Here is a 22,736-nt window from a genome sequence, read left to right as displayed (position 1 = left end):
CCCTCCGGTACGCCGCCGCTCAGCCGTCGAGGTGGACGAGGAGCGGGGGGGCGTGTTCGCCGTGGACGGTGGCCACCCGGATGACGGCATGCCCCGCCGGGACCGCGTAGGCGAGTTCGGACGCCGACCACCGCTCCTTCTCCACCTGCCGCACGGTCACCGCGTCCGTGGTCACGGCCTTCCCGGTGACGAGCTTGCGCAGGGCGTGCAGGGCGCGGGTGAACGGCTGGTCGGCGAAGACGGTGTGCTGGGCGACCTCGCGGGTCTCGACCCACTCCTTGCCCCAGGCTTCGGCGAAACGCTTGCCGTCCCAGGTGGTGATGCCGGAGAAGGCCGCCGTGCAGCCGACCGCGCCGAGCAGCGGGGTGTGCAGGTTCTCCGGGACGTCGTCGACGGTACGGAGGGCGAGAACGGCCCCCGCGTTGACCGAGCGCAGACGGCGGATGCCCCGGACGGTCTCGGCGGTCACCGCATGGGTGGCGTCGTCCAGGACGAGGCAGGCGAAGAGCGTGGTGTCGGCGCGGGCGGCGGTGATCGCGGTGAACTGGGCGAGGAGCAGCCGGGTGAGCAGCCGGGACGCCTCCGCGTGGCCGCGCTCCGGCAGGTCCACGCGGACCCTCAGCGGGTACTGGCCGAGGGCCCGCAGTGCGAAGGGGCGGGCGTCCGGGCCGGTGGCGAAGAAGTCGGCGAACGCGGGCCGGTCGAGCAGGGCGACCCGGTCGGCGAGGACGGGTGCGGGGTCGCCGGGGCCGCCCGCCTGCCGGGCCCGCGCGTCCAGCTCGCGGAGCATCGCCTGATGGCCGCCGGCTTCGAGGGTGGCGCGGAGGCCGGTGAGCGCGGCCGGGGTGCCGTCGAGGAGTTCGCGTAGTTCGGGCACGGAGGGGAAGTAGCCGTGGGCGGCGCGGTACGGGCCGAGCAACTGGGCCAGGACCGTGGCGGCGCGGCGGCTGTCGAGGCTGCCCACGTCGCCGACGAGCCCTTCGGCGAGGACGGCCGCCGCCTCGTCGGGGTCGGTGGTGCCGCCGTACAGGTCGATGTCGTGGGCCGAGCCCGGGTGGCCGACGCGGACGACGACGTCGAAGGCATCGTCCGGGCCGAGCGGGGTGCCCGCACCGCCGACGGCGAGGACCGCCGCCTGTCCGGCCAGCGCCCTCAGCGTGAGGGCCTCGACGACGGGGCGGATCAGCCGGGCCGACTTCCCTGCTCCGGGCGGCCCGACCGCGAGAAGGGAGGTACCGAGCAGGGCGGGATCCAGCGCGAGGCCCGTGCCCCGGCGGACGTAGGGGTTGTGCGGGTCGTCGGCGCACCGGCCGATCCTGACCTGGCCGGTGAGCACGTCGTGGCGGGCGGTGCGGCGGGAGAGGTCGCGGCGGCCGGAGGGGTGCGGGGCGGCGGCACCGCCGGTGCGCAGTACGGCCTCCGCGAGGGGGGCGAGCCGGTCGGGCCGCTGGGCGGCGAGCGTCCACGCGTGGCGCAGCCGGGCCACGTCCACGTCGTTCATGCGTCCGGTGCGGACCTCGGCGGTGAGCGTGTCGGCAGCGTCGCTCCAGCCCGCGGCGCGCAGCTCGGGCCACTGGTCGGCGAAGGCCGCGGTGGCGGGGGTCGCGGTGGCGGCAGGCGGCGGGGAGCCGCCCCGGCTACGGGCGGCGATCAGTTCGCGCCAGCGGCCGAGCCGGGCGAAGGGCCAGAGGACGAGGGCGGCGATCAGGGCGTAGACCACATTGACGACGGTCTGGCTCTGGTAGATCTCGCCGCCCGCGACGGAGGCGACGAGGACGAGGATCGGGCGGACGACCGGAATCGTCTCCTTCCAGACGAGCAGCTGGGTCAGCCCCGCGGCGGCGGCAGCGGCGAGGGCGAGGAAGGGCTGCCCGCGCTCGGCGACATGGCGTCGGAACAGCTCGGAGAAGTTGCCGATCCGGCCGCACCCGTAGGCCAGCAGGCCGAAGAGGATCGCCTCGTACACGGTGAGCGCGTCACTGCCCTCGATGGTGCGGGGGCCGCCGGAGGTGCCTGGATTCCACCACTCCCCCGGAGTGAAGAGCTTGAGGGGAACGAGCCGGTAGGGAAGGTAGCCGTTGCGCCACAGGGACCACAGCAGCAGAGCCGAGAGCAGCGAGATCAGCGCGCCGACCAGCAGCGACCGGTCCGAGACGGCCTCGGATTCCTCGGGTGGGGGCGGGGTGTACCCGTACCGCCAGACGCCGGGCTCCTGGGCGGGACGGGGTGTGCGCAGCCAGGCGTCGACCGGGGCGCCGCCGAGCGGCTGCCCGGCCGGCGAGGGGGTCGTGGTCCGGGTCGGCCGGTCTTCGGCCGGTGCGTCCCGGTGGCGGGGCGCCTCGTGCGCGGCGGTGGGCGGAGGTACCCGCGGCCGGGTCGTGGGCGGTGGCGGAACGGCAGGTCCGGGGACCTTGTCCGCGTTCGATCCCCGTACGCCCCGTGTTCCGTCGTCCATGAACCACTGCCCCCTGACCTGCCGGTCCGTATCGCTGCCCCGGTCAATCTAGTGCGCGCGCACGGGCAGTTCGGCGAAGCGCCGGAATGATGACCCGCCGGGCGGTGCGCCGACTCGTGTCACCCCGGAAGTCCACCGCCTAGGCCACCTGTCCGCCAAGGACAAGGACACGCCCCCACCACTCCCGATCGGAGCATGCCCGCACCCCTCCCCCGCCCCTAGCCTGCAGAAAGAACAGCGTCCGAAACACCCCCAGGAGCCCCTCATGACCGCAATCCCGCAGGAGCGCCGCGTCGTCACCGCCATCCCCGGACCGAAGTCCGTCGAGCTGCAGGCTCGTCGTACGGCGGCCGTCGCCGCAGGTGTGGGCTCCACGCTGCCGGTGTTCACCGCCCGTGCGGGCGGCGGGATCATCGAGGACGTGGACGGCAACCGCCTGATCGACTTCGGGTCCGGGATCGCCGTGACCTCGGTGGGCGCGTCCGCCGAGGCCGTCGTGCGGCGGGCCTCCGCGCAGCTCGCGGACTTCACCCACACCTGTTTCATGGTCACGCCGTACGAGGGGTACGTCGAGGTCTGCGAGCAGCTCGCGGAGCTGACACCGGGCGACCACGCGAAGAAGTCCGCGCTGTTCAACTCGGGTGCCGAGGCCGTCGAGAACGCCGTGAAGATCGCCCGCGCCTACACCGGGCGCACCGCCGTCGTCGTCTTCGACCACGGCTACCACGGCCGCACCAACCTCACCATGGGCATGACGGCGAAGAACATGCCGTACAAGCAGGGCTTCGGTCCGTTCGCGCCCGAGGTGTACCGCGTCCCGGTCGCCTACGGCTACCGCTGGCCGACCGGTGCCGAGAACGCCGGGGCCGAGGCGTCCGCGCAGGCCATCGACGAGATCACCAAGCAGATCGGGGCGGAGAACGTCGCCGCGATCGTCATCGAGCCGCTGCTCGGCGAGGGCGGCTTCATCGAGCCCGCCAAGGGCTTCCTCCCGGCGATCGCGCAGTTCGCCAAGGACCACGGCATCGTGTTCGTCGCGGACGAGATCCAGTCCGGCTTCTGCCGTACCGGCCAGTGGTTCGCCTGCGAGGACGAGGGCATCGTCCCGGACCTGATCACCACCGCCAAGGGCATCGCGGGCGGTCTGCCGCTCTCCGCCGTCACCGGCCGCGCCGAGATCATGGACGCCGCGCACGCGGGCGGCCTGGGCGGCACCTACGGCGGCAACCCGGTCGCCTGCGCCGGCGCCCTCGGGGCCATCGAGACGATGCGTGAGCTGGACCTGAACGCGAAGGCCAGGCGGATCGAGGAGGTCATGAAGGGCCGCCTCGCCGAGATGCGGGCCAAGCTGCCCAACGGCGACATCATCGGCGACATCCGCGGGCGCGGCGCGATGATCGCGATCGAGTTGGTGAAGTCCGGCACGAAGGACCCGAACCCGGAGGCGGCGGGCGCGCTCGCGAAGGCCTGCCACGCCGAGGGGCTGCTCGTCCTGACCTGCGGCACGTACGGCAACGTCCTGCGTTTCCTGCCGCCGCTGGTGATCGGCGAGGACCTGCTGAACGAGGGCCTGGACCTGATCGAGCAGGCGTTCGGCCAGCTCTGATCACCCGCACACACGGTCGACAATTCTGTCGAACGATGGGCGGGCGGAGCGGTCTTCCGCCGCTTCCGCCCGCCGTCCGGGTGAGCCCTGTGAAGAACGTGTGCGGGGGCGATGGCGGGTCGCGGTGGCGACTGTCGGCCGCTTGCTCACTGCCGTACGGTTTCTGCAGATGAGAGAAACACCTCGGCCGGGGGAGACCTCGGCCGACTCCGGGACGGGGCTTCCCCGGCACCGCCCGGAGCATGCGTTCGCGCATGCCGGAGCCGACGGCTCCGGGACTCCTCACCGATCGGACGGCCGCCCGCCCCACACCCCCCGGGGCGCGCGGCGAACCGATCCCGCCGGCCATCCCGGAACAACCCCCCCTGTTCCCGGGTGGCCGGCCCCTCTCGTTTCCGGCGTCCTCGGCCTGCTCGCCGTCCTCTTCGCGCTGATCACCTGGCAGGTCGCCGTCGGGGGCCCGCTCCTGCGGCTGGACGAACGTGTGGGCGCGAGGCTGTTCGAGCACGGGCCCGCCGCCCTGACCCAGCTCCTCTCCGACCTCGGCGGGATGCCGGTGGCGCTCCCCGTGCTGGCCTGTGTGCTCGGGTACGCCCTGTGGCGCCGCGCCCTCGGCCTCGCCGTCTGCGCGGCCCTGACCATGGCGGCGGTGCCCGCGCTGGTGATCCCGCTGAAGGTGGCGACCGCCCGGCAGGGGCCGCTGACCGAGGCGGTGAACTACTACCCGTCCGGTCATACGGCGACGGCGGCGGTGGCGTACGGGGCTTCGGCCCTGGTGCTGCTGGCCCTCCCCCGCCCGGCGTGGCTGCGCGACGCCTCCTGGCCCCGGACGTGGATGATGCCCGTCGCCGCGATCCTGCTGACCACGGCGACGGGCATCGGTCTGGTGCTGCACGGCTACCACTGGCCGCTGGACGTGCTGGCCAGTTGGTGCCTGGGGCCGTTGGTGCTGGCGCCCCTGGGGTGGGTCAGTTGCCGAAGTAGGCGTCGAAGTTCCGGCTGAACTCCCCGTTGTTGAAGCGGTCCCAGTTGATGGACCAGGTCATCAGGCCGCGCAGGTCCGACCAGGTCCCGTGAGTCCGGTAGGAACCGCAATTCGTCTTCTTGATCAGGCAGTCGAGCGCCTTGTCGACCTCGGCCGGAGCGGTGTGGCCGTTGCCCGCCTGGGGGGAGGCCGGCAGGCCGATGGCGACCTGGCCGGGGCGCAGGCCGGGGAAGACCTTGGTGGTGTCGCCCGCCACCGGGAAGCCCGCCAGCAGCATGTCGGTCATCGCTATGTGGAAGTCCGCGCCGCCCATGGTGTGGTACTGGTTGTCCAGCCCCATGATCGGACCCGAGTTGTAGTCCTGTACGTGCAGCAGGGTCAGGTCGTCGCGCAGCGCGTGGATGACCGGCAGATACGCCCCGGCGCGCGGATCCTGGCCGCCCCAGGGGCCCGAGCCGTAGAACTGGTAGCCGAGCTGGACGAAGAAGGTCTCCGGCGCCATCGTGAGGACGAAGTCGGAGCCGTACTTCGCCTTGAGTGTCTTCAGCGCGGAGATCAGGTTGACGATCACCGGCGAGGTCGGGTTGCGGAAGTCGGTGTCGCCGGTGTTCAGCGAGAGGGAGTGGCCCTCGAAGTCGATGTCGAGGCCGTCGAGCCCGTAGGTGTCGATGATCTTCGATACCGAGGCGACGAAGGCGTCGCGGGCGGCGGTGGAGTTGAGCTGGACCTGGCCGTTCTGGCCGCCGATCGAGATCAGCACCTTCTTGCCCGCGGCCTGCTTGGCCTTGATCGCGGCCTTGAACTCGGCCTCGGACTCCACGTTCGGGCACTCGGCGGCCGGGCAGAGTGAGAAGCGGATGTCGCCGGAGGTGACGGAAGTGGGTTCGCCGAAGGCGAGGTTGATGACGTCCCAGGAGTCGGGCACGTCCGCCATCCGCGTGTAGCCGGAGCCGTTGGCGAAGCTGGCGTGCAGGTAGCCCACGAGCGCGCGGGCCGGGAGCTCGGCCCCGCCGCCTCCGCCGCCCGCGCCGGTGGTCACGCTGAGCGCCGCCGACTTCGCGGACTCGCCGGCCGCGTTGGCGGCGGTGACCTGGAAGCTGTACGCGGTGGAGGGCGTCAGGCCCGTCACGGTGGCGGAGGGCCCGGTGACCGAGGCGACCTTCGTACCGCCGCGGTAGACGTGGTAGCCGCTCGCGCCGGAGACCGCGTTCCAGGAGAGGGCGACGGAGGTGGACGTGGTCGCGGTCTGCTTGAGGCCGGCGGGGACGGCCGGGACCACCACGGGGTCGCCGCCGGGGCCGACGAGGGTGAGGTCGTCGGCGTAGTACGCGGGGGTGCCGTACCAGCCGTGGGTGTACACGCTCACGGAGGTGGTGGACGGGCCGGTCCTGAACGTGGTGGTGAGCTGTTTCCACGCGCCCGGCGACTGGGTCCAGGTGGAGACGTCGGTGGTGCCGGTGCCGGACGCGCCGAGGTAGACGTAGCCGCCCTGGACCCAGGCGCTCAGCGTGTACGTGGAGTTGGGCTTCACGGTGACGCTCTGGGAGCACTTGGCGTGGTCGTTGCCGGCCGGGGTGGCCTGGAGTGCGGAAGCTCCGGTGCGCTTGGGTGTGGTGACCGCAGTCCCGCTGGAGTTGGCGCAGGTCCAGCCGTCCAGGCCCGCCTCGAAGCCGCCGTTGCGTGCCAGGTCGGTGTCGGCGGCGCCGGCCGCCGGGGCCGTGGCGACCAGGGCGCCGGCGGCGATCAGGCCGGCCGAGCAGGCGGCCAGGAGTCCGGAAAATCTCACGGTTGGTCCGGTGCGTTCCACAACAGCCTCCGCGCGGGGGGAATTTCGGGGTGTGGCGTGCGCACAACATGGTCCAGACCAATGAGGTTGTCAAGACCTCTGGCAGCCGGCTCAGCTCTCCGGCCGCCACTCACGGGCGGCCTGGGCGGCGGCGCCCGCCGCCTCGTGCATCGCGCGTTCGAGGAGTGCCGCGTCGGTGAGCGTCCCCGAACCGTCCGGCCGGATCAGCCAGCGCACACCTCCGGTGGCCCGGCCCGGATACGGGACGACGATCCAGGAACCCCGGCCGCAGCCCCGGACGCCGCCGCCGATCCAGCGGGAGGCGGTGCCCGGCGGGACGAAGAAACCCATGCGCCCGCCTCCGGAGTCGGCGAGCACCGGGCCGGGGCGGTCGACGAGGCGGGTGAGGACATCGAGCGTCGGACAGCCCAACTCCCCCGGCAGGATCAGGACGTCCCAGCGCCTGCCGGCGGGAAGGAGCACGGTCCCGTGCGGATTGCGCTCCCATTCCCACCGGCAGGCGCCGGGGTCCGGTGCCACCGATGCGAGCCACGCGACCGCGGCTTTCGTTTCCGGCCCTGCCATGGCCTGCCTCCCGTGAACGCGGGCACCGGCGGGGTTCCGCCGGTGCGTCTACGTACGAGAGAGGGCTCGGGGTCGGCTATGACGCGGATCGGGGCTACGCATGAACGTGATGTAGGTCACAGTGCTCGGTCGAGGTGGGGACGGGTCAGCTGTCGAAACCGAGGCCCAGCTTGTCCATGGCCCTCAGCCACAGGTCGCGGCGCCCGCCGTTGTCGTCGGCGCGGGCGAGGGACCGCCGGGTCATCTCGATGCCGGCCCAGGCGAACGGTTCCGGCGGGAACGGCATCGGCTTGGAGCGGACCATCTCCAGCCGGGTCCGCTCGGTCTCCTCGCCGGAGAGCAGATCGAGCATCACCTCGGCCCCGAACCGGGTGGAACCGACGCCGAGACCGGTGAATCCGGCGGCGTAGGCGACCCGCCCCCGGTGCGCCGTGCCGAAGAACGCGGTGAAGCGCGAACAGGTGTCGATCGCTCCTCCCCAGGCGTGCGAGAAACGCACTCCGGAAAGCTGCGGAAAACACGTGAAGAACTGTTCCGCGAGTTTCAGGAACGTCTCGGGGCGCTGATCGAGATCGGCGTTCAGCTTTCCCCCGTACGGATAGATCGCGTCGTATCCGCCCCACAGGATCCGGTGGTCCGCGGAGAGCCGGAAGTAATGGAATTGATTGGCACTGTCACCGAGTCCCTGGCGCCCCTTCCAGCCGATGGATTCCCGCTGCTGCGGGGTGAGCGGTTCGGTCATCAGCGCGTAGTCGTAGACCGGCACGGTGTACGGCCTCACGCGCTTCACCAGCGAGGGGAAGATGTTGGTGCCGAGCGCGACGCGCCGGGCGAAGACCCGGCCGTACGGGGTGCGGACCGCCATCCCGGCGCCGGAGCGGACGAGGTCCAGGCCGCGGGTGTGCTCGTAGATCCGTACGCCCAGTTCCCGGCAGGCCCGCTTCAGACCCCAGGCGAGCTTCGCCGGGTGCAGCAGCGCGACCCCGCGACGGTCCCAGAGGCCGCCGAGGAAGGTCGGCGAGTCGACCTCGGCACGCAGGGCGTCGCGGTCCAGGAAGTCCACGCCCGTGATGCCGAGGCTCACGATCTTCTCGTGCCATTCCCGCAGCTCCTGGAGCTGGTGGGGCTCGGTGGCGACGTCGATCTCGCCGGTGCGTTCGAACTCGCAGTCGATGCCGTAACGGGCGACGGCGGCCTCGATGGCGTCGAGGTTCCGCTCCCCCAGCTCCTCCAGCTTCCCGATCTCCCCGGGCCACCGCTCCACACCGTTGGCCAGCCCGTGGGTGAGGGACGCGGCGCAGAAGCCGCCGTTGCGGCCCGAGGCGGCCCAGCCCACCTCGTGCCCCTCGATGAGGACGACGTCCCGGTCCGGGTCGCGCTCCTTGGCGATGAGCGCGGTCCACAGGCCGCTGTAGCCGCCGCCGACGACCAGCAGGTCGGTGCGCTCGTCGCCGGTGAGGGCGGGGAGCGCGTCGGGCTTGTCCGGATCGTCGAGCCAGTACGGGACCGGCTTGGCGCCGGAAAGGGATGATGCAGCGGTACGCATGGCAGCTGGGGCCATGGTTTCCAACTCCTTCGGGAATTTCAGTTTCGTGCGGTGCTCTTACGACGACTCGTGATGAGCTGGCCGATGAGCACCATCAGTACCGCAAGGACGAACATCGCGGTGCCGATGACATTGATCTGCACGGGCGTGCCGCGCTGTGCCGAGCCCCAGACGAACATGGGGAACGTGACGGTGGAGCCCGCGTTGAAATTCGTGATGATGAAATCGTCGAACGAGAGCGCGAAAGCGAGCAGCGCTCCCGCCGCGATGCCGGGGGCGGCGATGGGGAGGGTCACCCGTACGAAGGTCTGCACGGGGCCCGCGTACAGGTCGCGGGCGGCTTCCTCCAGTCGCGGGTCCATCGACATCACGCGCGCCTTGACGGCGGTCACCACGAAGCTGAGGCAGAACATGATGTGCGCGATCAGCACGGTCCAGAAGCCGAGCGGGGCGCCCATGTTCAGGAAGAGGGTGAGCAGGGAAGCGGCCATGACGACCTCGGGCATCGCCATCGGCAGGAAGATCAGCGAGTTGATCGCGCCGCGCGCCCGGAAGCGGTAGCGGACCAGGGCGAAGGCGATCATCGTGCCGAGCGCGGTCGCCCCGAGCGTCGCCCAGAAGGCGATCCGGAGCGAGAGGGAGAGCGAGCCGCACAGGTCGGCGACGCCGCACGGGTCCTTCCAGGCGTCCAGGGAGAACTCCTGCCAGGCGTAGTTGAACCGCCCCTTGGGCTTGTTGAGCGAGAACACCATCACGACGATGTTCGGCAGGATCATGTACGCGAGGGTCAGCAGACCCGCGATGACGACCAGGTTCCGGCGTATCCAGCGCAGTGCGGGCATCAGACCAGGTCCTCCGTCCCGGAGCGGCGGATGTAGACGGTGACCGCCAGCAGGACGATCGCCATGAGGATGAACGAGAGCGCGGCGGCCGTCGGGTAGTCCAGGACCCGCAGGAACTGGCTCTGGATGACGCTGCCGACCATCTTGGTGTCGGTGGAGCCGAGCAGTTCGGCGTTGACGTAGTCACCGCTGGCCGGGATGAAGGTCAGCAGGGTGCCGGAGACGACGCCGGGCATGGAGAGCGGGAAGGTCACCTTGCGGAAGGTGGTGGCGGGGGTGGCGTAGAGGTCGCCCGCCGCCTCGTGCAGCCGGCCGTCGATCCGCTCCAGCGAGGTGTAGAGCGGCAGGATCATGAACGGCAGGAAGTTGTACGTGAGGCCGCAGACGACGGCCATCGGGGTGGCCAGGACCCGGCCGGGCTCGGTCCAGCCGAGCCAGCTGGTGACGTCCAGGACGTGCAGCGTGTCGAGCACGTCCACGACCGCGCCGCCGTCGGCGAGGATCGTCTTCCACGCCAGGGTGCGGATGAGGAAGCTGGTGAAGAACGGGGCGATGACCAGCACCAGGACGAGGTTGCGCCAGCGGCCCGCCTTGAAGGCGATGAGGTAGGCGAGCGGGTAGCCCAGGAGCAGGCACAGGAGCGTGGCGGTGCCCGCGTACAGCAGGGACCGGATGAACTGCGGCCAGTACTCGCGCAGCGCGTCCACGTACGTCTGGAAGTGCCAGGTGACCTCGAAGCCCTGCTCCAGCGATCCGGTCTGGACGGAGGTGGACGCCTGGTAGACGAGCGGCAGGGCGAAGAAGACGAGCAGCCAGAGGATGCCGGGGAGCAGCAGCCAGTAGGGGACGAGCCGTTTGCGGGTGGAGGGCTTGCGGAGCACGGGCTCCCGTGGCTCCTGCGGTTCGGCGGGGGGCGCGGGCGGCGCCGCGGTGGCGCTCATTCCCCGTCCTCCACGCTGGTCGCGCCCGCGTCGATGTCCTGGGCGGCGTCGAGCCCGAAGGTGTGGTCCGGGTTCCAGTGCAGGACGACCTCGGCGCCGGGGACCAGGCGCGTGTCGCGTTCGATGTTCTGCTCGTACACCTGGAGGGCCGTACCGGCCGGGCTCTCGACGACGTACTGCGTCGAGACGCCGATGAAGCTGGAGTCGGTGATGCGTCCGGTGACGCGGTTGCGGCCGGCCGCGAGGGTGTCCGCGTCGTCCGCGTGGGCCAGGGATATCTTCTCGGGCCTGATGCCGAGGAGGAGGCGGCCGCCGCTCGCGGTGGGGGCCGAACATCGCGTGCGGGGCAGGGTGAGCTTCCCGCCGCCGGCGCTCACCGTCAGCTGCTCGCCGGTGGAGACGATCTCGCCCTCGATGAGGTTGGAGGTGCCGAGGAAGTTGGCGACGAAGGTGGTGCGCGGGTTCTCGTAGAGGTCGGCGGGGGCGCCGAGCTGCTCGACGCGGCCGCCGTTCATCACCGCGACGGTGTCGGCCATGGTCATGGCCTCCTCCTGGTCGTGGGTGACGTGCACGAAGGTGATGCCGACCTCGGTCTGGATGCGCTTGAGCTCCAGCTGCATCTGGCGGCGGAGCTTGAGGTCGAGCGCGCCGAGGGGTTCGTCGAGCAGCAGGACCTGCGGGTGGTTGATGAGCGCGCGGGCGACGGCGACGCGCTGCTGCTGGCCGCCGGAGAGCTGGTGGGGCTTGCGGCGGGCGAAGTCGCCGAGCTGGACCAGCTCCAGCATGTCCTCGACCTGCTTCTTCACCGACTTGATGCCGCGCCGCCGCAGCCCGAAGGCGATGTTCTCGGTGATGTCGAGGTGCGGGAAGAGCGCGTAGCTCTGGAAGACGGTGTTGACGGGGCGCTTGTACGGGGGCAGGTCGGTGATGTCCCGGTCCCCGAGGAAGACCGTGCCGGTGGTGGCCTCCTCCAGGCCGGCAATCATCCGCAGCGTGGTGGTCTTGCCGCAGCCGGACGCGCCGAGCAGGGCGAAGAAGGAGCCCCGGGGCACGGTCAGGTCGAGCGGGTGCACGGCGGTGAAGGAGCCGTAGGTCTTGCTGATCCCGGAGAGGCGGACATCGCCGCCCGTGGTCTGCTGCTGTGTCATGGGTCGCGGTCCCAGTGTGTTCGGGGGAGTGACGGGGAGGGGGCGGCCCCGGCCGGGGGCGCGCCGGGGCCGGGTCAGGCGCCGATGAGCTTGGCGAACTTCTCCTCGTACGCCGTCTCTTCCTTCGAGCTCAGGGAGCGGAAGGAACGGGACTTCACCGCCATCTCCCGGTCGGGGAGGATGAGGGTGTTGGAGGCCATCGACGGGTCGATCTTCGCGAGTTCTTCGCGTACGCCGTCGACCGGGCAGACGTAGTTGATGTACGCGGCGAGCTGGGCGGCGACCGGCGGCTCGAAGTAGTGGTCGATGAGCTTCTCGGCGTTGGTCTTGTGCCGGGCCCGGGCGGGGACCAGGAGGTTGTCGCTGGAGGTGATGTAACCGGCGGCCGGGATCGCGAACTTGATGTCCGGGTTGTCGGCCTGGAGCTGGATGATGTCCCCGGCCCAGCCGACGCAGGCGGCGATGTCGCCCTTGCTCAGGTCGGCGGTGTAGTCGTTGCCGGTGAAGCGGCGTATCTGCTTCTTGTCGACGGCCTTCTGGAGCCGGCCGATCGCCTCGTCGTAGTCGGCGTCGGTGAACTTCCCCGGATCCTTGCCCAGGTCGAGCAGGGTCATGCCGACGGTGTCGCGCATCTCGGAGAGGAAGGAGACGCGGCCCTTGAGCTTCGGGTCGTCGAGGAGCTGGGTGACGGAGTCGACCTTGCGTCCGCCGGTCGCCTTCGCGTTGTAGGCGATGACGGCCGGGATGCCGGTCCAGGGGTAGGAGTAGGCACGTCCGGGGTCCCAGTCGGGGGTGCGGAACTGGGCCGAGACGTTGGCGAAGGCGTGCGGGAGGTTCGAGGCGTCGAGCTTCTGCGCCCAGCCGAGCCGGATGATGCGGGCGGCGAGCCAGTCGGTGACGCAGATGAGGTCGCGCCCGGTGTCCTGGCCGGCCGCGAGCTGCGGTTTGATCTTCCCGAAGAACTCGACGTTGTCGTTGATGTCCTCGGTGTACTTGACCCTGATCCCGGTGCGCTCGGTGAAGGCCTCCAGGGTGGGGCGGCTCTTCTCGTCCTCGGAGACGTCCATGTACTCGGTCCAGTTGGAGAAGTTCACCACCTTCTCCTTCGCCGAGTGGTCGTCGGAGGCGGCGCTGCCCTCGGCGCGTCCGGCGGGCGGGATGCCGCACGCGCCGAGGGTGGCCGCACCGCCCAGCGCGAGCGCGCCCATGCCGGAGGCGCGCAGCAGCGACCTGCGGGTGAGCGCACCCCGGCCGCTGCTCAACGATCGCCTCATCGCCGCCAGTTGCGCGGACGAGAGGGTCTCGGTCTCGTAACTCTCCATACGCTGTTGCCCTTTCGGGTGGGAGGCCGCCGGGGCCCGCCGCCGTGGGCGGGTCCCGATCGTGCGGCAGCTGCTATCGGTCCCCGAAGATCGTGCGGTGCCAGTCCTTGCGGGCGACCGCCGTGTTGTCGTACATGACGTGCTTGACCTGCGTGTACTCCTCGAAGGAGTACGCCGACATGTCCTTGCCGAAGCCGCTGGCCTTGTATCCGCCGTGCGGCATCTCGGAAAGGATCGGGATGTGGTCGTTCACCCACACGCAGCCCGCCTGGATCTCGCGGGTGGCGCGGTTCGCGCGGTACAGGTCGCGGGTCCAGGCGGAGGCGGCCAGTCCGTACGGGGTGTCGTTGGCGAGCGCGATGCCCTCGTCGTCGGTGTCGAAGGGCAGCACGACCAGGACCGGGCCGAAGATCTCCGCCTGGACCACCTCGCTGTCCTGGGCGGCGTCCGCGATGAGGGTCGGCCGGTAGTACGCGCCGGCCGCCAGGTCGCCGCCGGGGGCCTCGCCGCCGGTGACGATCCGGGCGTAGCCGCGGGCCCGCTCGACGAAGGCGGCGACCCGGTCGCGCTGGGCGTGGCTGATCAGCGGGCCGAGGTCGGTGGAGGCGTCGAAGGGGTCGCCGAGCCGGACGGTCTCCATGAGCGCGGCGACGTCCCGGACGAAGGCGTCGTAGAGGGGGCGCTGGACGTAGGCGCGGGTGGCGGCGGTGCAGTCCTGGCCGGTGTTGATGAGGGAGCCGGCGACCGCGCCGTGCACGGCGGCCTCCAGGTCGGCGTCGTCGAAGACCACGAAGGGGGCCTTGCCGCCCAGCTCCAGGTGGAGGCGCTTGACGGTGGCGGTGGCGATCTCCGCGACCCGCTTGCCGACGGCGGTGGAGCCGGTGAAGGAGGTCATCACCACGTCCGGGTGGCCGACGAGGTGTTCGCCGGCGTCCTTGCCCGCGCCGGTGACGATGTTGATGACGCCGTCGGGGATGCCGGCCTCGGTGGCCGCCCGGGCGAACATCAGCGAGGTGAGCGGCGTCAGCTCGGCGGGCTTGAGGACGATGGTGTTGCCCGCGGCGACGGCCGGGAGGATCTTCCAGGCGGCCATCTGGAGCGGGTAGTTCCAGGGGGCGATGGAGCCGACGACACCGATCGCCTCGCGGCGTACGTAGGAGGTGTGGTCGCCGTCGTACTCGGCGGCGGCCTTGCCCTCCAGGTGGCGGGCCGCGCCCGCGAAGAAGGCCGCGTTGTCGACGGTGCCGGGGACGTCGAACTCGGTGGAGAGCTTGACCGGCTTGCCGCACTGGAGCGATTCGGCGTACGCGAAGTCGTCGGCCTGCTCGGCGAGGACGGCGGCGAAGCGGTGCATCAGGTCGGAGCGTTCGCCGGGTGTCGCCCCGGACCAGCCGGGGAAGGCGGCGCGGGCCGCGGCGACGGCCGCGTCCACGTCGTCGGCACCGGCCAGCTCGTAGCGGAGCACGCTTTCGCCGGTCGCGGGGTTGACGATGTCGTGGTGGTCGCCGGACGTGCCGGGGAGCAGCCTGCCGCCGATGTACTGCGCACCGTCCGCGAAGCGGTCCTGGACGTGGAAGCCGTTGCTCATGACGCTCTCCTGAGCCGCGGTGCCCGCGCTGTGCGGCGGGGGCGGCGTAGCTTCTTCCTGAATTGAGTGCCGATCCTGACAGAGGGGTTCACGACCAACAAGTGATTCCGTTGTTTCCTTTTGGTTACGCGACGGAATCTGTCGACCATCTGTCGTGTCGGTGCGGAAATCCCCGTACGGAGTGTCAGTGGCGGATGCCACACTCACATGCCATGGGACCGATCGATGAGCTTCTGGCGGCCGTGGCGCGGGGCACGCGGGTGAAGTATCTGCCGTTCTGGGGGCACCGCCCGCGCCCGGACGGCCGGCTGGGGGCCGGTTGTCTGAGCCAGTGGTGGCCGTCGCCGTTCACGGTGGAGGGGGTGGTGTACGCGAGCGCCGAGCACTGGATGATGGCCGGCAAGGCGCGGCTCTTCGGCGATCCGGAGGCGGAGCGGGCGGCGGTGTCGGCGAAGAGCCCGGCGGCGGCGAAGAAGGCGGGGCGGCTGGTGCGCGGCTTCGACGAGGACGTGTGGATACGGGAGCGGTTCGCCCTGGTGGTGGAGGGCAGCGTCCACAAGTTCGGGCAGGATCCGGAGCTGGCCGGCTATCTGCTGTCCACCGGTGACCGGGTGCTGGTGGAGGCGTCCCCGCTGGACCGGATCTGGGGCATCGGGCTCGCGCCGGACGACGAGCGGGTGGAGCGGCCGCAGGAGTGGCGGGGGCTGAACCTGCTGGGCTTCGCGCTGATGGAGGCACGGGAGAAGCTGCGGGCGGGCGCGGCCGGCTGACGGGCGGCGGCGCGCACGGCCGTGCCGGCGGTGCCCCGCAGGAGGCCGGCCGGGCGGGGAGTGCCCCCTGCCCGGCCGGCCCTGATCCGCCGGACGCTTCCTAGCGGCGGTCCTCGACGACCAGCGACGTCGGGAACGGGTCGTCGTAGGGGTCGTTGTAGTCCGAGTCGCGGTCCGCGGTCGTGGCGGCCCAGATGATCAGGCCGAGGATCGTCGCGCCGACGACGATGCCGACGGAGCCGAGGATGACGCCGGCCAGCGCCATGCCCCGGTTGGTGGCCTCGCCGCGCTTCGCCCGGCCGAGGCCGATGATGCCGAAGATCAGCGCCAGGATGCCGAGGATGATGTTGAGGCCGTAGAGGCAGAACCCGACCACCGAGACGATACCGATCACCATCGCGGCCGTGCCGAGGCCGTTGTTGGGCGCGGGGGCCCAGCCGGCCGGGCCGACACCGTAGGCGCCGTAGCCCGGATAGCCGCCGTACGGCTGCGCGGGCGGGGCCGGGTAGCCGTAGTGCGCGGCGGGGGGCGGGGCCGCGTGGCCGGGGCCGTTCGGACCCACCGGCGGCGGCGGTACGTCCGAGGGTGCGGGCCCGAAGGCTCCGGGTCCGGGCTGGGGTATCGGCCCGGTGCCGCTTCCCGGCCCCGCGCTCGGCATCGACGTCACGGTCGGCTGGTCGTGGACGGCGGGCGGCGTGTGCGCGGCGGGCGGCGGGGTCTGCGCACCCGACTTGCCCAGGTCCACCCTGCTGTCCGGCGGTGCCCACGGATCGCGCGGCGCTGCCCCGCCCCCGGGCTGCTGTGTGTTGTCTGACATGGGCCTCCCCCATCGTGGTCCCGTCATGCTACGGCCAAGGCTGACGGCGCCGGACCCCGCCTGCGATGATCGGTGCGGCCGGTGCGCCCGGCCGCTGTCACGCCGAACCGGGAGATTTCCGATGACCGACCCGCATCCCTTCATCGCCGGGCTGCCCAAGGCCGAGCTGCACGTCCACCACGTCGGGTCGGCCTCGCCCCGGATCGTCGCGGAGCTGGCCGCCCGCCACCCGGACTCCCGGGTCCCCACGGATCCGGAGGCCCTGGCCGACTACTTCACCTTCACCGACTTCGCCCACTTCATCGAGGTCTACCTCTCGGTGGTGGACCTGGTCCGCACCCCCGAGGACGTCCGGCTGCTCACCTTCGAGGTGGCGCGGGACATGGCCCGGCAGAACATCCGGTACGCGGAACTGACCGTGACCCCGTACAGCTCGACCCGCCGGGGCATCCCCGAGGCGGGGTTCATGGAGGCCATCGAGGACGCGCGCAAGGCCGCCGAGGCCGAGCTGGGCGTCGTCCTGCGCTGGTGCTTCGACATTCCGGGCGAGGCCGGGCTCCAGGCGGCCGAGGAGACCGCCCGGCTCGCGGTGGAGCGGCGGCCCGACGGGCTGGTCTCCTTCGGTCTCGGCGGGCCCGAGATCGGGGTGGAGCGGCCGCAGTTCAAGCCCTACTTCGACCGGGCCATCGCCGAGGGCCTGCACTCGGTGCCGCACGCCGGGGAGACCACCGGGCCGCAGACGGTCTGGGACGCGCTGACCGCGCTGCGCGCCGAGCGCATCGGCCACGGCACCAGTTCCGTACGGGACCCGAAGCTGCTGGAGCACCTCGCCGAGCACCGGATCGCCCTGGAGGTGTGCCCGACGTCGAACATCGCCACCCGCGCGGTCACCGACATCGAGCAGCACCCCATCCGGGAGATGGTCCGGGCCGGCGTGCAGGTCACGGTCAACAGCGACGACCCGCCGATGTTCGGCACCGACCTCAACAACGAGTACGCGGTGGCGGCCCGGCTGCTGGAGCTGGACGAGCGGGGCATCGCGGACCTCGCGAAGAACGCCGTGGAGGCGTCGTTCCTCGACCCGGCGGGCAAGCGGAAGCTGGCCGAGGAGATCGACACGTACACGGCGAACTGGCTCCGGGCGCCCGGCCGCTGACCCGGTCGTCGACAATGGCCCCATGGCCGACACCGTCACCCCGCTCCCCCGCGTCACCGCCGTAGCCCATCGCGGCGACCCGTACCTCGCCCGCGAGAACACCCTGCCCTCGATCCGCTCCGCCCTCGAACGGGGGGCGGACGCGGTCGAGATCGACGTACGGGTGACCCGCGACGGGGTGCCCGTGCTGCTGCACGACGCGACGCTGGAACGACTGTGGGGCCACGACCGGCGCCTCGACCGCATCGACCACGCGGAGCTGGAGGAACTGACCGGCGGCGGGGTGCCCACGCTCCGCGAGGCGCTCCTCACGGCCGGGGCACACCGGGTGATGGTGGACCTGCCCGGCTCCACGGACGCCTCGGTGCGAAAGATCGTCGGGGCGGTCCGGGAGTGCGGGGCGGACGACCGGGTGTACTACTGCGCGAACGCCGGGGCGATGCTGCGGGTGCGCGCCGCCGACCCGTCCGCCGAGATCGCCCTGACCTGGAGCACGCCGGCCCCGCCGCGCCCGGAACTGCTGGCGGCGGTCAGGCCGCGCTGGCTGAACTACCGCTTCGGCCTGGTGAGCCGGGAGCTGACGGACCGGGCGCACCGGGACGGCCTGCTCGTCTCCGCGTGGACGGCCGACACGAAGCGCACGATGCGCAGGCTGATCGGCCGGGGGGTCGACTCGATCACCACCAACCGGATCGACGCGCTCCGCCAGGTGCTGGCCAACTCGCCCGGACACGGGGCTTCTTGATCGATCCGGCATGATGGAGGGACCCGTATCGGCCCGCCGCCGCGCCACCCTCGCGGCAGGCGGAGCCCTCCGTCGCCGAGGAGCAGATGCCATGGACCCCCGCCCGCAGACAGCCGCCGCCCGGATACGCTCCGACGTCGCGCACAACGCCCGTGTGTGGAACTACTGGCTGGGCGGCAAGGACAACTACCCGGTGGACCGGGCGGTGGGCGACCAGGTGACCGGGATGTACCCGAGCATCGGCGAAGTGGCCCGTGCGGACCGGGCGTTCCTCGGACGGGTGGTGCGTCATCTGGCCGGGGACGTGGGCGTGGACCAGTTCCTCGACATCGGCACCGGGCTGCCGACCGTGAACAACACCCATGAGATCGCCCAGCACACCGCGCCGCACGCGCGGATCGTGTACGTGGACAACGACCCGATCGTGCTGGCCCACGCCCGCGCCCTGCTGAGCAGTTCGCTGGAGGGCGCGACCGAGTACATCGACGCCGACGCGCACCGCCCGGAGGAGATCCTGCGGGCCGCCGAGCCCACCCTGGACCTGGGGCGGCCGGTCGCGGTGATGATGCTCGGCATTCTGAACTTCGTGCTGGACACGGACGAGGCCCGGTCGATCGTGCGGACGCTGATGGCGGCGGTGCCCTCGGGCAGCCACCTGGTGCTGACCCACCCGACGCTGGAGCTCGGCGGCGAGGGCAACGAGGCGGCGATGCGCTTCTGGAACGAGAACGCCACCCCGCCGATCACCGCCCGCAGCCGGGAGGAGGTCGCCTCGTTCCTGGACGGGCTGGAGATCCTGGAGCCGGGGATCGTCTCCTGCTCCCGCTGGCGGACGAACCCGCGGGAGCCGGAGGTCGCCCAGTTCGGCGTGGTGGCCCGGAAGCCCTGACGCCCTCACGAGCCGGGGCGCGGGCCCGGAGGCTCCGGTCCGGAAGCCCTGACGCCTCACGAGCCGGGGCCCGCGCCCGGAGGCTCCGGTCCGGAAGCCCTGGCCCGGAATCGCGGGCCCGTACGTTCGCCGGACGGGCCTCAGGCGCTCGCCGGAACGGGCACGGGACGCTCGGTGGCCGCCCGCTCCAGCGCCTCCAGGCGCTTGATCATGCGGCGGACGATCAGCAGCGGGATGATGCCGAAGACGCCGAACGACATGTCGATGACGCTCCACCAGAACGGGATGCCGCGGATCGGCCCGCAGATCAGGGCGAGCGGGATGATCCCGGCGCAGGCGATCATGCCGAACTCGACGACCCAGATGTTGCGGACCGGGTCGCGGTAGGGGCCGTGGAAGGCGACCGCGATGACCAGGTGGGCGAAGGCCAGCCAGTCGGTGCCGTACAGCATGAAGGGCTGCTCGCGGTCGACGGTGTCGAGCCCATCGCGGACCCGGCTGATCCACTCCATCAGACCGGGAAGATGCTCGGGGACCGGAGAGGCGGAGGCGCCCAGCAGCTCCTCGGCCCAGCGGAGCTCGGTGACGAGCGGGAAGGCCGTGAGCCCGCTCAGCACCAGACAGACGATGAAGAAGACCAGCCACCTGCGGATGCGCCGGGTGAGGGCGTGTCTCTCGCTCATATCCGCAGCGTACGCCCGTGTTTACCGCCCCTTTACGGCACCCCGGTCAGCACTTCACAGGCCGACGATGGAGTTCCACTTCTTGGCGAAGCCCATGCGTTCCTCGGAGGTGATGTCGCGCGCGATGGCGAGCCGTTCGCGCATCGTGTCGTCGGGGAAGATGAGCGGGTCCTCGGCGAGCGCGGCCGTCTCCTCGTCCTTGGAGGAGGCCAGGACGTCGCGGGCGGCGGGCACGGGGCAGACGTAGTTGACCCAGGCGGCGAGTTCGGCGGCGACCTCGGGATCGTAGTAGTGGTCCACCAGGCGCTCCGCGTTGCGCTTGTGCCGGGCGAGGTTGGGGATCATCAGCGACTCGGCCCACAGCTCGGCGCCCTCCTCCGGGACCACGAAGGCGATGTCGGGGTTGTCGGCCTGGAGTTGGATGACGTCGCCGGAGTACGCCTGGCAGGCGAGCACGTCGCCGGTGGCGAGGTCCTTGATGTAGTCGTTGCCGGTGAAGCGGCGGATGTGCTTCGAGCGGACCCGCTTCTCGACCTGCTCGCACATCGTGTGGAAGTCGTCGGCCGTCCAGCGGGTGATGTCGACCCCGTCGCCCTGCATCAGCAGCGCGAACGACTCGTCGAGCCCGGAGAGCAGGGTGACCCGCCCGCGCAGGTCGTCGGCCCACAGTTCTCCCGTGGAGCGGATCTCGCGGCCGAGCTTCCTGCGGTTGTAGGCGATGCCGGTGATCCCGGACTGCCACGGGACGCTGTGGCGCCGTCCCTCGTCGAAGGCGGGGGTGCGCAGCTGGGGGTCGAGGTGCTTGGCGACGTTGGGCTGCTTCGCGCGGTCCATCTCCTGGACCCAGCCGAGCCGGACGAAGCGGGCGGCCATCCAGTCGCTGATGACGATCAGGTCCCGGCCGGTCTGCCGGCGGTTCATCAGCGCGGGGCTGATCTTGCCGAAGAATTCGTCGTTGTCGTTGATCTCCTCGGTGTACGTGACGGAGATCCCGGTCCGCTCGGTGAAGGCGTCCAGCGTGGGGCGCTTCGACTCGTCGTCGTCATCGGTGTCGATGTAGAGCGGCCAGTTGGCGAAGTGGAGCGTGCGGTCGGCGGCGGAGCTGTCGTGTCCGGCCCGCTCGCCGGGCTCGACGAAGGCCGCCGGCACCCCGCAGCCGGCCAGGGCGGCGCCGGCCGCTCCCGCCCCGAGGGCGCGCAGCAGGGAACGGCGGGACATGGGGTTCTTCCTGATCGCTCGCACCAGCGCAGGATGCCGGTCGGCGACGGCACGGGCAATGGACCAAGCGTCCAGCGGCGCGGGCCAGCCCCGCACACGTTGTCCAGCCGGGGGGATGTGTGCGGGGCGGACTCGCCGGAGGGCCGCACGTGAACGGCCCCGGACCGAAGTCCGGGGCCGTTCAGGGTCGTTGGGGGCGCGTCAGTCCTCGATGGACGTCATGACGTGCTTGATGCGGGTGTAGTCCTCGAAGCCGTAGGCGGAGAGGTCCTTGCCGTAGCCGGACTTCTTGAACCCGCCGTGCGGCATCTCGGCGACCAGCGGGATGTGGGTGTTGATCCACACGCAGCCGAAGTCGAGGTTCTTGGACATGCGCATGGCGCGGGAGTGGTTCTGCGTCCACACCGAGGAGGCCAGCGCGTACTCGACGCCGTTGGCGTACTCGACGGCCTGCTTCTCGTCGCTGAAGGACTGGACGGTGATGACGGGGCCGAAGACCTCGTTCTGGATGATCTCGTCGTCCTGCTTCAGGCCGGAGACGACGGTCGGGGCGTAGAAGTAGCCCTTGTCACCGACCCGGTGGCCGCCCGCCTCGACCTTGGCGTGGGCGGGGAGCCGCTCGATGAAGCCGCTGACCTGCTTGAGCTGGTTGGCGTTGTTGAGCGGGCCGTACGCCACGTCCTCGTCGTCCGGCTGCCCGGTCTTCGTGTCGGCGGCGGCCTTGGCGAGCGCCGTGACGAAGTCGTCGTGGATCGACTCGTGGACCAGGACGCGGGTGGCGGCCGTACAGTCCTGGCCGGCGTTGAAGAAGCCCGCCTCGGAGACGCCCGCGACCGTCTTGGCGATGTCGGCGTCCTCGAAGACCACGACGGGCGCCTTGCCGCCCAGCTCCAGGTGGACGCGCTTGACGTCCTTGGCGGCGGACTCGGCGACCTGCATGCCGGCCCGGACCGAACCGGTGATGGAGGCCATCGCGGGGGTCGGGTGCTCGACCATGGCGCGGCCGGTGTCCCGGTCGCCGCACAGGACGTTGAAGACGCCCTTGGGGAGGATCTGGCCCATGATCTCGGCCATCAGCACGGTCGACGCCGGGGTGGTGTCGGACGGCTTGATGACGACCGTGTTGCCCGCGGCGAGGGCCGGGGCGAACTTCCAGACGGCCATCATCAGCGGATAGTTCCACGGCGCGACCTGGGCGCAGACGCCGACCGGCTCGCGGCGGACGATGGAGGTCAGGCCCTCCATGTACTCGCCGGCCGAACGGCCCTCCAGCAGCCGGGCGGCCCCCGCGAAGAAGCGGATCTGGTCCACCGCCGGCGGGATCTCCTCGCTGCGGGTCAGCCCGATCGGCTTGCCGGTGTTCTCCGACTCGGCGGCGATCAGGTCCTCGGCCCGCTCCTCGAAGGCGTCCGCGATCTTCAGCAGAGCCTTCTGGCGCTCGGCGGGCGTGGTGTCGCGCCAGGCGGGGAAGGCCGCGGCGGCGGCCTCCATGGCGGCGTCGACGTCGGCCTGGCCGGAGAGCGGCGAGGTCGCGTAGACCTCTTCCGTCACCGGGTTGACCACGTCGATGGTCCGCCCGTCCGCGGCGTCCCGGAACTCTCCGTTGATGTAGTTGCGCAGACGGCGCACCTCGGTGGTCACAACCACCCCTCCT

The 22,736-nt window shown here is 71.3% G+C and carries 19 protein-coding genes; 6 read left to right on the top strand and 13 right to left on the bottom strand.

The annotated features are described in order from the left end of the window. Positions 1–19: 19 nt before the first annotated feature. Entirely contained in the window at positions 20–2,455 is a 2,436-nt protein-coding gene (locus QFZ71_RS23530) for an ATP/GTP-binding protein (protein ID WP_307670145.1), read from the bottom strand. Between the two features lie 265 nt (positions 2,456–2,720). Here QFZ71_RS23530 and gabT point away from each other — a divergent pair, with 265 nt between their 5' ends. Both gabT and QFZ71_RS23520 read left to right on the top strand, forming a co-directional pair. Then, positions 2,721–4,061, top strand: a complete 1,341-nt coding sequence (gene gabT, locus QFZ71_RS23525) for a 4-aminobutyrate--2-oxoglutarate transaminase (protein WP_307670144.1) — start codon at positions 2,721–2,723, stop codon at positions 4,059–4,061. Between the two features lie 169 nt (positions 4,062–4,230). Beyond that, complete coding sequence (locus QFZ71_RS23520) at positions 4,231–5,064, top strand: phosphatase PAP2 family protein (protein WP_307670143.1); 834 nt, start codon at positions 4,231–4,233, stop codon at positions 5,062–5,064. Here QFZ71_RS23520 and QFZ71_RS23515 read toward each other — a convergent pair. The 8 genes from QFZ71_RS23515 to QFZ71_RS23480 all read right to left on the bottom strand — a co-directional run bounded on the left by QFZ71_RS23515 (position 5,030) and on the right by QFZ71_RS23480 (position 14,804). After that, entirely contained in the window at positions 5,030–6,853 is a 1,824-nt protein-coding gene (locus tag QFZ71_RS23515) for a chitinase (protein ID WP_307670142.1), read from the bottom strand. The two genes, QFZ71_RS23520 and QFZ71_RS23515, sit on opposite strands and share 35 nt — an antisense overlap. A 90-nt stretch (positions 6,854–6,943) precedes the next feature. Further along, positions 6,944–7,417 (bottom strand): bifunctional DNA primase/polymerase, encoded by a 474-nt coding sequence (locus tag QFZ71_RS23510; RefSeq protein ID WP_307670141.1) that lies wholly within the window; start codon positions 7,415–7,417, stop codon positions 6,944–6,946. A gap of 145 nt (positions 7,418–7,562) precedes the next feature. Then, positions 7,563–8,978 carry an FAD-binding oxidoreductase gene (locus QFZ71_RS23505; RefSeq protein ID WP_307670140.1) on the bottom strand — a complete coding sequence of 472 codons (1,416 nt, stop codon included), beginning with the start codon at positions 8,976–8,978 and terminating at the stop codon, positions 7,563–7,565. Positions 8,979–9,001: 23 nt separating this feature from the next. Then, positions 9,002–9,805, bottom strand: coding sequence for an ABC transporter permease (locus QFZ71_RS23500; protein ID WP_307670139.1), 804 nt, complete (start codon positions 9,803–9,805; stop codon positions 9,002–9,004). Continuing rightward, positions 9,805–10,746 (bottom strand): ABC transporter permease, encoded by a 942-nt coding sequence (locus tag QFZ71_RS23495; RefSeq protein WP_307670138.1) that lies wholly within the window; start codon positions 10,744–10,746, stop codon positions 9,805–9,807. The genes QFZ71_RS23500 and QFZ71_RS23495 overlap by 1 nt, the downstream gene beginning before the upstream one ends. After that, the gene (locus tag QFZ71_RS23490) at positions 10,743–11,894 is read right to left on the bottom strand and encodes an ABC transporter ATP-binding protein (protein ID WP_307670137.1); all 1,152 of its coding nucleotides are present in this window, start codon (positions 11,892–11,894) and stop codon (positions 10,743–10,745) included. Before QFZ71_RS23490 ends, QFZ71_RS23495 begins: the two co-directional genes overlap by 4 nt. 74 nt (positions 11,895–11,968) lie before the next feature. Next, positions 11,969–13,216, bottom strand: coding sequence for a PotD/PotF family extracellular solute-binding protein (locus tag QFZ71_RS23485; RefSeq protein ID WP_307670136.1), 1,248 nt, complete (start codon positions 13,214–13,216; stop codon positions 11,969–11,971). Between the two features lie 73 nt (positions 13,217–13,289). Further along, complete coding sequence (locus QFZ71_RS23480; protein ID WP_307670135.1) at positions 13,290–14,804, bottom strand: gamma-aminobutyraldehyde dehydrogenase; 1,515 nt, start codon at positions 14,802–14,804, stop codon at positions 13,290–13,292. A gap of 212 nt (positions 14,805–15,016) precedes the next feature. Between QFZ71_RS23480 and QFZ71_RS23475 the strand changes: the two genes are divergently transcribed. Continuing rightward, positions 15,017–15,574: an NADAR family protein gene (locus tag QFZ71_RS23475; protein ID WP_307670134.1), complete on the top strand. Its 558-nt coding sequence runs from the start codon at positions 15,017–15,019 to the stop codon at positions 15,572–15,574. 100 nt (positions 15,575–15,674) lie between these two features. Here QFZ71_RS23475 and QFZ71_RS23470 read toward each other — a convergent pair whose 3' ends face one another. Further along, on the bottom strand, positions 15,675–16,391 hold the full coding sequence (locus tag QFZ71_RS23470; RefSeq protein WP_307670133.1) for a DUF4190 domain-containing protein: 717 nt from the start codon (positions 16,389–16,391) through the stop codon (positions 15,675–15,677). A gap of 121 nt (positions 16,392–16,512) precedes the next feature. Between QFZ71_RS23470 and QFZ71_RS23465 the strand changes: the two genes are divergently transcribed. The 3 genes from QFZ71_RS23465 (at position 16,513) to QFZ71_RS23455 (ending at position 19,181) form a co-directional block, all read left to right on the top strand. Then, a complete protein-coding gene (locus QFZ71_RS23465; RefSeq protein WP_307670132.1) occupies positions 16,513–17,547 on the top strand; it encodes an adenosine deaminase in 1,035 nt (344 codons plus the stop codon). 22 nt (positions 17,548–17,569) lie between these two features. After that, positions 17,570–18,292, top strand: a complete 723-nt coding sequence (locus QFZ71_RS23460) for a glycerophosphodiester phosphodiesterase (RefSeq protein ID WP_307670131.1) — start codon at positions 17,570–17,572, stop codon at positions 18,290–18,292. Between the two features lie 91 nt (positions 18,293–18,383). Continuing rightward, the gene (locus QFZ71_RS23455) at positions 18,384–19,181 is read left to right on the top strand and encodes an SAM-dependent methyltransferase (RefSeq protein ID WP_307670130.1); all 798 of its coding nucleotides are present in this window, start codon (positions 18,384–18,386) and stop codon (positions 19,179–19,181) included. 140 nt (positions 19,182–19,321) lie between these two features. On the opposite strand, the gene QFZ71_RS23450 is transcribed toward QFZ71_RS23455, so the two are convergent. From QFZ71_RS23450 to QFZ71_RS23440, 3 genes are all read right to left on the bottom strand, one after another. After that, positions 19,322–19,864 (bottom strand): hypothetical protein, encoded by a 543-nt coding sequence (locus QFZ71_RS23450; protein ID WP_307670129.1) that lies wholly within the window; start codon positions 19,862–19,864, stop codon positions 19,322–19,324. 54 nt (positions 19,865–19,918) lie between these two features. After that, complete coding sequence (locus QFZ71_RS23445; protein WP_307670128.1) at positions 19,919–21,082, bottom strand: spermidine/putrescine ABC transporter substrate-binding protein; 1,164 nt, start codon at positions 21,080–21,082, stop codon at positions 19,919–19,921. Between the two features lie 201 nt (positions 21,083–21,283). After that, positions 21,284–22,723, bottom strand: a complete 1,440-nt coding sequence (locus QFZ71_RS23440) for a gamma-aminobutyraldehyde dehydrogenase (protein WP_307670127.1) — start codon at positions 22,721–22,723, stop codon at positions 21,284–21,286. Positions 22,724–22,736: the final 13 nt, after the last annotated feature.

Source organism: Streptomyces sp. V2I9 (assembly GCF_030817475.1).
Taxonomy (GTDB): Bacteria; Actinomycetota; Actinomycetes; order Streptomycetales; family Streptomycetaceae; genus Streptomyces.
This window is presented reverse-complemented; position numbering and strand designations above follow the sequence as displayed.